The sequence below is a fragment of the Mesorhizobium captivum genome (assembly GCF_033977165.1).
Lineage (GTDB): Bacteria > Pseudomonadota > Alphaproteobacteria > Rhizobiales > Rhizobiaceae > Mesorhizobium > Mesorhizobium captivum.
In genome coordinates this window covers 41,615-48,975 of record NZ_JAVIJB010000044.1, presented here as the reverse complement: position 1 = coordinate 48,975, position 7,361 = coordinate 41,615, and the positions used below count along the sequence as shown (strand labels likewise).

Here is a 7,361-nt window from a genome sequence, read left to right as displayed (position 1 = left end):
CCTTCACCGATTTGATGAACTCGGCCGAGATCTTCGCCTTGTCGTGGCCGTAGGGCAAAAGGTGCTCATACGGGATGCCGATCTTGGCGCCGATCTCCTGGATCGGTTTCTTCTTGGCGGCGCGCGCGATCTCGATGTCGGACTTCACTTCGGCCATGACGGCTTTCCTCTGGATTGAGCGGTGGAGGGGAGGGGTTCGATCACTAGAGCAATTCCAGGAAAAGTGTGAAACGGTTTTCCGTCCGGAATTGCGTTAAAACAGGGAGATAGAGCGGTTCTGCGTTTCGGTGAAACGATGGACCGCTCTGGTGCATGATTGAAACGCCGCCCGGACGCAGGGGCATGTTCTAACCCTGTCGCTGTCACGGCGTCAACTTCCATGCAACTATGTTTCCTGCGAAGAAATAATTTGCTGTTCCCGGTCGACCTTTCCAAGGGTCTTTGGCGCCCGGTCGCTGGGCAGTATAGAAGCCAGAGCGGGGATCGTTCCGCCGTCTCAAAACAGCCGCGCAATACGCGAAAAGCGACAGAGGCGACGGCGCAAATCCGCCAGCCCCAACTGTCGGCTGGTCAGGCTATTGGGTCAGCACGTTGCTGATCTCGACCATGTTGGAGCGCACGCGCAGGATATAGAAGCCCATGGTCGTCAGATGCGTCGGCAAGAGCCAGCCGTCCTCACGGCCGTTGGCGATGATAAAGGGCTGGATGCGCAGCGCCGAGACGAATTGAGCGTCCATCGTCTCCCACAGATTCTGGAGATGCTTTTCCTTGATGACATCGTCGAAGTCGGCCTGGGCGCCCTTCATCAGGCCGTAATAGGCATAGAGTTGGCCGTAGGCGAACCAGAAGCGATCGTCGGCCCGGGTGTCAAACCAGCCATTGTTGTGGTTCTCGGCGCGCTCCTTGAGGATCGCCGAGGTCGAGCCGATGTCCGACGAGATGCGGTCGATATATTGCTTCAGGTTGTCGGCGCGGGCATCGAACGTCGCCTGGCAGGTGGCGAGGCGAGCGTTGAAGGAGCGTAGCTTGCGCACCGCGTCGCGATAATAGCTCGGCGTCGGCGTCTTAGGCCCGAACGGGTTAAGTCCGAAATACCAAGTGTATTCGTCGAATTGCAGATTGCCGCGAGCGTCCTGCAGGTCGCTGTCAATCTGCGAAGTCGTGCGCACCCGGCCGAGATTGTCGGCAAGCTCTGTCGCGGTGCGCCGCACCGCCTGATTGATGCCGCGCTGGAAGGAGGCCTTGTTGTCCATCCACGGCGTGTGGTCCCAGTCGATGCCGAACAGGCCGAGCTTGTAGAGGATCATCGATGAGATCCAGGCATTCTGGTTGACGTTGAAATCCGTCAGATCGGCCGCCACCTGGGCGATCGCCGAGTTGCCGCAGGTCTTGGCGGTGTCGGTGCCGGCGCCGGCCGAGACCTGTTCGCCGGCCGACACGTTGCGCGTCTCGAAGGTATATTTGTCGGGATAGTTCGGCTCGAAGTTATTCCACCACTGGGTGGCGTAGAAGAAGTTGGCGTAAAGGCCGATCAGCACCAGGACGGCAAGGCCTACCACGGCCTTGAGGATCCAGCCGCGTTGCCCGTACCAGCGGCCCGCCCACATGAACGGCCATAGGATGATGCCGACGACGAAGCCGATGCCGCGGCCGATCCATTGGAAAATCCGGGTGAAGAAATTCACGATCGGGTCAAGCATGGCTCTCGTCACCCCCTCAGTCAGTCAAGCCGTAAAGGCGCGCGCGGAACGCCGCCTTATCCTTCAAATATGTGGTTTTCAGAACGTCCACAACATGCGATCGCCAGGCGTCGCTGAAGCCGTCGAAGTCCTTGTAGAAGCCTGGTTTGTTGAAGACGTAGCGCGAGACGAAGTCCTGCGGCACGAAATCCGAGATCAGCTGGTTGGTGAGCCAGGCATCGTGATGATCGGGCCTGGCGCGCACGACCAGGAAGCGCTGGCGCGGCGACACATCTTCCAGCTTCAGGTGACCGAACTGGGCGATCTCGCGCTTGGCGGCGTTGAGGAAGGGGAAATTGCCGTCGCTGGCGATCAAGTCGGCATGGCCGTGGGTCCAGGTCTGCAGCCAGACCTTGTCGACATCGGTCAGGTTGCGGTTGGGCTCGGCGTCGCGGATCAATGCCCGCACCACCATCTCGGCGCGATGCTCGAGATAGCCCGAGGCCTCGATCCAGGAAGCGCGCGGCAGGTCCAGCCGGCCAGTGGCGGCAAGGAAGCGGAATACCTTGTCGGCGTCGTTGATCGACAGATAGCTCACTTGCCAGGGGCGCGAGCGGCGGAAGCCGGGGGCGGCCGGATCGCTGATCACCGTCGTCATGTCAGGGTCGACGAAGACGTAGAGTCCGCCGAAATGGCTGGTCCAGTAGGCGTTGTGGCGAAAGATCACCTGGTCCGGGACCAGCGCGTTCTCGCGGATGTCGCCGCAGACCTTGGCGAGATCGACCATGCGCTCAAGCATGGCGTTGTCGCGCCAGGCGTCGGGCTCCTGCTTCAGCCGGTCGACGAGCTTGCCGAGCTCGGCCGCCTTGCCCAACACGTCCTCGGCCGACAGCACCTTGAACTCGACCTGGTTGATCGACAGCAGGTCCTCGATGTCGTTGACCTTAGGGACGGAATCCTCGATCTCGCCGTAGATGACATCCTTGATGGTCAGCGCGTCGATGGCGCGCTGGTTCTTGGACATGAACTCGAACATCAGCTGCGAGGTGTTGGAGAAAGCGGTGTGCACCACCGGCAGGTCGATCTGCGACGGCGTCAGGATGATGAAGCGGCGATTGACCTCGTTGGGATCGAGATAGTCGTAGTCGCCGCACTCCTCGGCGACCTCGGGCGAGAAGCCGGTGCGATCAATCTGGAAGCCTTTCAGCTTGGTAGGCTCGAGGCCGAAGGCGACAAGCGCCTTGTTGTAGCGCTGGATGAGATGCGGCTCGTCGACGGCGAGCAGCCTGCCGTAGATCAGCTCGTTGTCGCGCAGGAGGTCGGGCTTTTTGGCGGGGCGGGCCATCTTATGCCTTCTCCCCGTTCGCGGGGAGAAGGTGCCCGAAGGAGAGAAGGGGGCGTTGGCGCAAATTACGCATTCCACAAACCCTTCTTCTTCAACGCCTCCATCTCGCGCGCGGCGCGCTCGCGCAGACGAGTGTCGCGCAGGAGCTTCTCCACCGCGGCGTCGTCGGACTTGTCGGAATAGCGGAATTCGGAATCGGCGTAGCGGTTGATCTCCTGCATGACCATGTCCATCGAAAACGGCCCGCGCAGTTCCTCGATCATCGCCTTCTTGTCGTCGTAGCTCTTGTGCATGAAGGCTTCCGGCTTCTCGAACCAGTCGTCCGGCAGCTCGATGTCCATGGCGCGCATCTTGATGGCGTCGGTGACGTTCTTGATGGCGCGGCCGGTGAAGCGCGGCTCGGCGTCCTTGATCATGTGCAGGTAGGTGCCGATGTCGGCCATCGTCGTGGGCGCGCCGTTCTCCTCCATGTAGCGCTCGTAGACCTTCATCAGCCCGTCTTCCTGCGGCTTCTCATGCTCCTCATAGGCTTCGGCGACGGCGCGCTGGATCTCCTGCGCGGCATAGAGCTCGTGGTCCCCGAGCGGGATCTTGTGGTTCTTGCCGGCGAGCAGCACGAAGATGTCGATGTAGTCGTCACGCGTCTGCGGTCCGTCGACCAACCAGCGGGCGCCGGCGCGCTGGCGCAGCGCATCGTCGACATTTTCCGGATAGTTGGAGAACATGCCGAAGGAGCAGTTGCCGCGCACCACGGTGGCCGCACCTGCAAAAGCATCCATAAGCACGCCGGTAATCTCCTGCTGGCCGGCGGACGCGCGATCGTCGGAGCGGCGCGCCGCCACCTGGTCGATGTCGTCGATGGTGCCGAAACCGATGGCGCGCGGATTGAGCACATTGTTGATGAACTGGCGGCAGTTCTGGCCGGACTTGCCCTGGTAGGACGAGATCTGGTCGACGCCGAAATTCTCGTAGGCGAACGGGTAGCCGGCCACCTGGCAGTAGCCGTTGACGAGGCCGGCGATCATCTGGATCAGCGTCGTCTTGCCGGTGCCGGGCGCGCCGTCGCCGATGAAGGTGAAGAGAAAGCCGCCGAGCTCGACGAAAGGGTTCAGCTCACGCTCGAAGTCGTAGGCCATCAGCATCTTGGCCAACCTGACCGACTGGAATTTGGCGATGTGATTGCCGACGACCTCTTCCGGTTTCTTGAAGGTCATCACCAGCGGCTTGGAGCGTTTGCCGGGCGCGACGTCGAAGCCGTCGAGGGTGAAGTCGTCGACGTCGATGCGGATATGCGCGTTCTCGAACGGGCCGATGCCGTCGAAGCGGCCCTTGCGCGCCAGGAGCCCGTCAATGGCGACGCGGGCGAAGGCGCGCCCCCGCGTCATCAGGTCGGCGTCATCCTTCGAGCCGGCAATCGCCTTGTCGAGCCCGGCCACGATCGACTTCACCGCGTCCTGCGGCGTGTCGAACAGAAAGTCCGGCTCGGGAATGTCGTTCGGCGCCTCACCGTCACTGTCGATCAGCTGGAAGAGGTAGGAGGCGAGGCTGAAGGCGGAAATGTAAGCCGAGGCCGACAAAAGCTTCTTGAAGGCCGCGGCCTCATCGCCTTCGAGCGGCGCGCGGGCGTTCTTGGCCTGCAGGCTTTCGAGGTCGGAGCCTTCGGCGAAGACATCCGATACGGCAAGCGCGATCGCCAGGCCGCGCCGGGCACGGAAGAGGAGCATGTGCTGCGGGATGCTCATCAACTGGTCGTCGGGATGGACGGCTTGAACCGTTTTCGACAGTTCGACCTCGCGCGTGCGGCGCACCGAGCCGGTCGACACGGTCGAAACGAAACGACGGTTGGTGCCGGCCAGCGCTGTGCCGGATTCGCGCGACGGATCCTCCAGCACGACGATGCGGGTGATGAAGCTCTGCGCGGTGGCGCGGTGCTTTTCGATTGCCGCTTCCGAGATCGTGGTCAGCCCGGTGTCCATCGAGGGTGCTCCGCGGTTGAAATCAGACGTCGCTGATGACCTGCCCCTTGGACAGGATGTGGACCTTGTAGCCGGAAAAGATCTTCTGCGCTTCGCCCGCGGCATAGAGCGCCTGGTAGGCCTCGTGCGGGATCAGCGCATGGTTCTCGTAGCTCGACACGCCCTGGCGCGCCGCCTCGAGGTCGTCGGTGTTGATGAAGAATTCCTGCGTCGTCTTCTCGCTGGAGAACAGGCCCTTGCGACCGGGCTTCTCGGCCTTGGAAAAGACTTCCTGGATGGTCCAGGTGAGCAGCCAGGCGTTTTCCGACTTGCGCACCTTTGCCAGTACCTCGGTCACGGTCGAATTGTTTTCGGTGATGCCTGCGGAATAGAAGGGACCGAGCACGACGCGCCTCAACTGTTTCGGATGCAACGGCTCGAAATCCTTGTCGAGATTGACCGCGATGGTTGCGGGCGAGAGCGTATAGGCCGAGTTCTTCTCGGTGAAATCGTCGAAGCGATGGGCAAGCTCTGGGTTGAGCAGGCCGTCGACGGGAAGCGGGATGTCGACCCGCTCGTTGAGCTTGCCGTTCTCGTCGACAAGCTGGCGCACCATGCTCTCGGAGGAGTCCTCCACTGTCACCATGTAGACCAGCGGCAGGTTGGCGCTGCCGTCGAACGAGGCCCAGTGCACGAGGTAATAGGGCCGCAAGGTCTTCGGATTGACCGAGACCTTCGCCGTCTGCGCCAGGATAAAGGGACCGAAGGTCGCCTCGCTCTTGACGTCTTCCAGATAGAGCCGCTCGGCCATCGACTTCTGCAGTGCCGCGGGAAACTCCTTGTGGCGCAGGATGAAGTCGGCCATCTCCTCGCGCAGCTCGCCGGCCTGCGGAATGTTGGCGAGCCGCGCGTCGGCCTGGCGGCGGTCGTTCTCCAGCTCGAGCAGGTTCTGGAACACCGGATAGCCGCTGTCGGCGCGCGAGATACGGAACGTGTCCATGAAGCCGAGCCGATTGCGCCAGCAGGAAAAGGACTTGTCCAGCCGCGCGATATATTCGGCGACGATCTTGGCGACGATGCCATGCCGGTAGAGCGGCGAGCGGTCGTCGCGCATGAATACTTCCAGCCCGCTCAGCGCCGCTGTGATAGCGGAGAAGTAGCGCGCCGCCGCTTCATTTTCGGGGGTCATGGCACTGCCCTGGAGAAGAATCCCGGCACGCCGCCTACTGCTGCACGTAGTTGGCGGAATTGTGCTTCTTCATCACCTCGTCGAATCGGCGGGAGAAGGCATCGTCGGCGAGCTTCTTGCGGCGCTGGATGTCGGCGCTCGCCACCATATTCTTCTCGTGCATCTCAAGCAGATCGCCGATGTGCTTCTGCGAGGCGGCGCCGATGCCGGCCATGGTTTCGTCGGCGGTGTTGTCGACCTGGCTGCCAAGCGTGTTGATCTTGTGGGCGACGTCCTGCTGCGCGGCGGTCTTCAGCGAGTCTTCCAGCGCCTTGTACAGCACGATGCGCTGCTCGGTGTCGATGGTCAGCTTGTTGATCAGCGTCGATTGCGCGGCGATCTGGTTGTTGAGCGAATCGACGAAGGTCTGGAACATCGAGGTGTAGCGCTCCAGCGTCTGGCTTTCGGCGAGCAGCTCCTGCTCTTTGGCCTGCTTCTCGTTGTATTCGGTCGCCATCTTTGAGCGCTCGCCTTCGAGCTGGGTGCGCTCCTTCTGGCTGGTCGAGGCGGCGATCTTGTTCTCGATGTCGAGCAGCATCGGGTTGAGCTCCTCGATGCGCTTCTGCACCGCCTCGAGATTGGCCATGGTCGTCTTGCGGCGCTCGATCACCTGCGACAGGCTGGTCTCGGAGGTCTTGTAGCGCTGGTCGAGGATCTGCTTCTGGGCTTTGAGAATACCGACGATGGTATCGGATTTGGCCAGCAGCTCCTGCAGATTGCCGGCCAGCGACATGTTGCGCACGCGGTCGGTGCGCATGCGCTGCTTGCGCTGTGCTGAGAAGACGCCGACGAAATTTTCCCAGCCGGTATAGTTCTTCATGCTCTCGAACTCGGCGCCGAAGACGTTGGTGGCGTCTTCCAGCCCGATGATCAGGTCGGCGATATTGCCTTCCATCACCTTCTGCTGCTTGAGCACGTCCTCGATGCGGGCGTTCTCGATGTCGAAATTGGCGTCGCCGATCTTCTTGTCGGCCTGGGCGAGCGTATCGAGCACGGTGCCGGACTGCTCGATCTTGGTGCGCATGTCTTCCACGACCTGCTTGGTCTTGGCAATTTCGGCATCGAAATTCTGCAATGTCGCCATAGGGGCCTCCCGCTTCGGCATCCGGTTTCGTGTCGCACGTGGCGGCGAATATATGTGGGGCCTCAAGGGA

6 protein-coding genes are annotated in these 7,361 nt (G+C 61.7%); all 6 read right to left on the bottom strand.

All coding sequences use genetic code 11. The annotated features are described in order from the left end of the window. The coding region (locus RFM40_RS27910) for a formate--tetrahydrofolate ligase (RefSeq protein ID WP_320278623.1) at window positions 1-157 on the bottom strand (157 nt) is incomplete at its 3' end. Window positions 158-575: 418 nt separating this feature from the next. Then, window positions 576-1,700 (bottom strand): DUF2333 family protein, encoded by a 1,125-nt coding sequence (locus RFM40_RS27905; protein ID WP_320229664.1) that lies wholly within the window; start codon window positions 1,698-1,700, stop codon window positions 576-578. A 16-nt stretch (window positions 1,701-1,716) separates the two neighbouring features. Then, window positions 1,717-3,024 (bottom strand): DUF6638 family protein, encoded by a 1,308-nt coding sequence (locus tag RFM40_RS27900; protein ID WP_320278621.1) that lies wholly within the window; start codon window positions 3,022-3,024, stop codon window positions 1,717-1,719. 65 nt (window positions 3,025-3,089) lie between these two features. After that, a complete protein-coding gene (locus tag RFM40_RS27895; protein ID WP_320278620.1) occupies window positions 3,090-5,000 on the bottom strand; it encodes an AAA family ATPase in 1,911 nt (636 codons plus the stop codon). Window positions 5,001-5,022: 22 nt separating this feature from the next. Next, entirely contained in the window at window positions 5,023-6,168 is a 1,146-nt protein-coding gene (locus RFM40_RS27890) for a hypothetical protein (protein ID WP_320229667.1), read from the bottom strand. 34 nt (window positions 6,169-6,202) lie between these two features. Continuing rightward, entirely contained in the window at window positions 6,203-7,291 is a 1,089-nt protein-coding gene (locus RFM40_RS27885) for a hypothetical protein (protein ID WP_320278619.1), read from the bottom strand. Between the last annotated feature and the right edge of the window lie 70 nt (window positions 7,292-7,361).

Bases quoted from the DNA above. Each gene is read 5' to 3' on its own strand.
- RFM40_RS27905 (WP_320229664.1), bottom strand. From the start codon at position 1,700: ATGCTTGACCCGATCGTGAATTTCTTCACCCGGATTTTCCAATGGATC.
- RFM40_RS27900 (WP_320278621.1), bottom strand. From the start codon at position 3,024: ATGGCCCGCCCCGCCAAAAAGCCCGACCTCCTGCGCGACAACGAGCTG.
- RFM40_RS27895 (WP_320278620.1), bottom strand. From the start codon at position 5,000: ATGGACACCGGGCTGACCACGATCTCGGAAGCGGCAATCGAAAAGCAC.
- RFM40_RS27890 (WP_320229667.1), bottom strand. From the start codon at position 6,168: ATGACCCCCGAAAATGAAGCGGCGGCGCGCTACTTCTCCGCTATCACA.
- RFM40_RS27885 (WP_320278619.1), bottom strand. From the start codon at position 7,291: ATGGCGACATTGCAGAATTTCGATGCCGAAATTGCCAAGACCAAGCAG.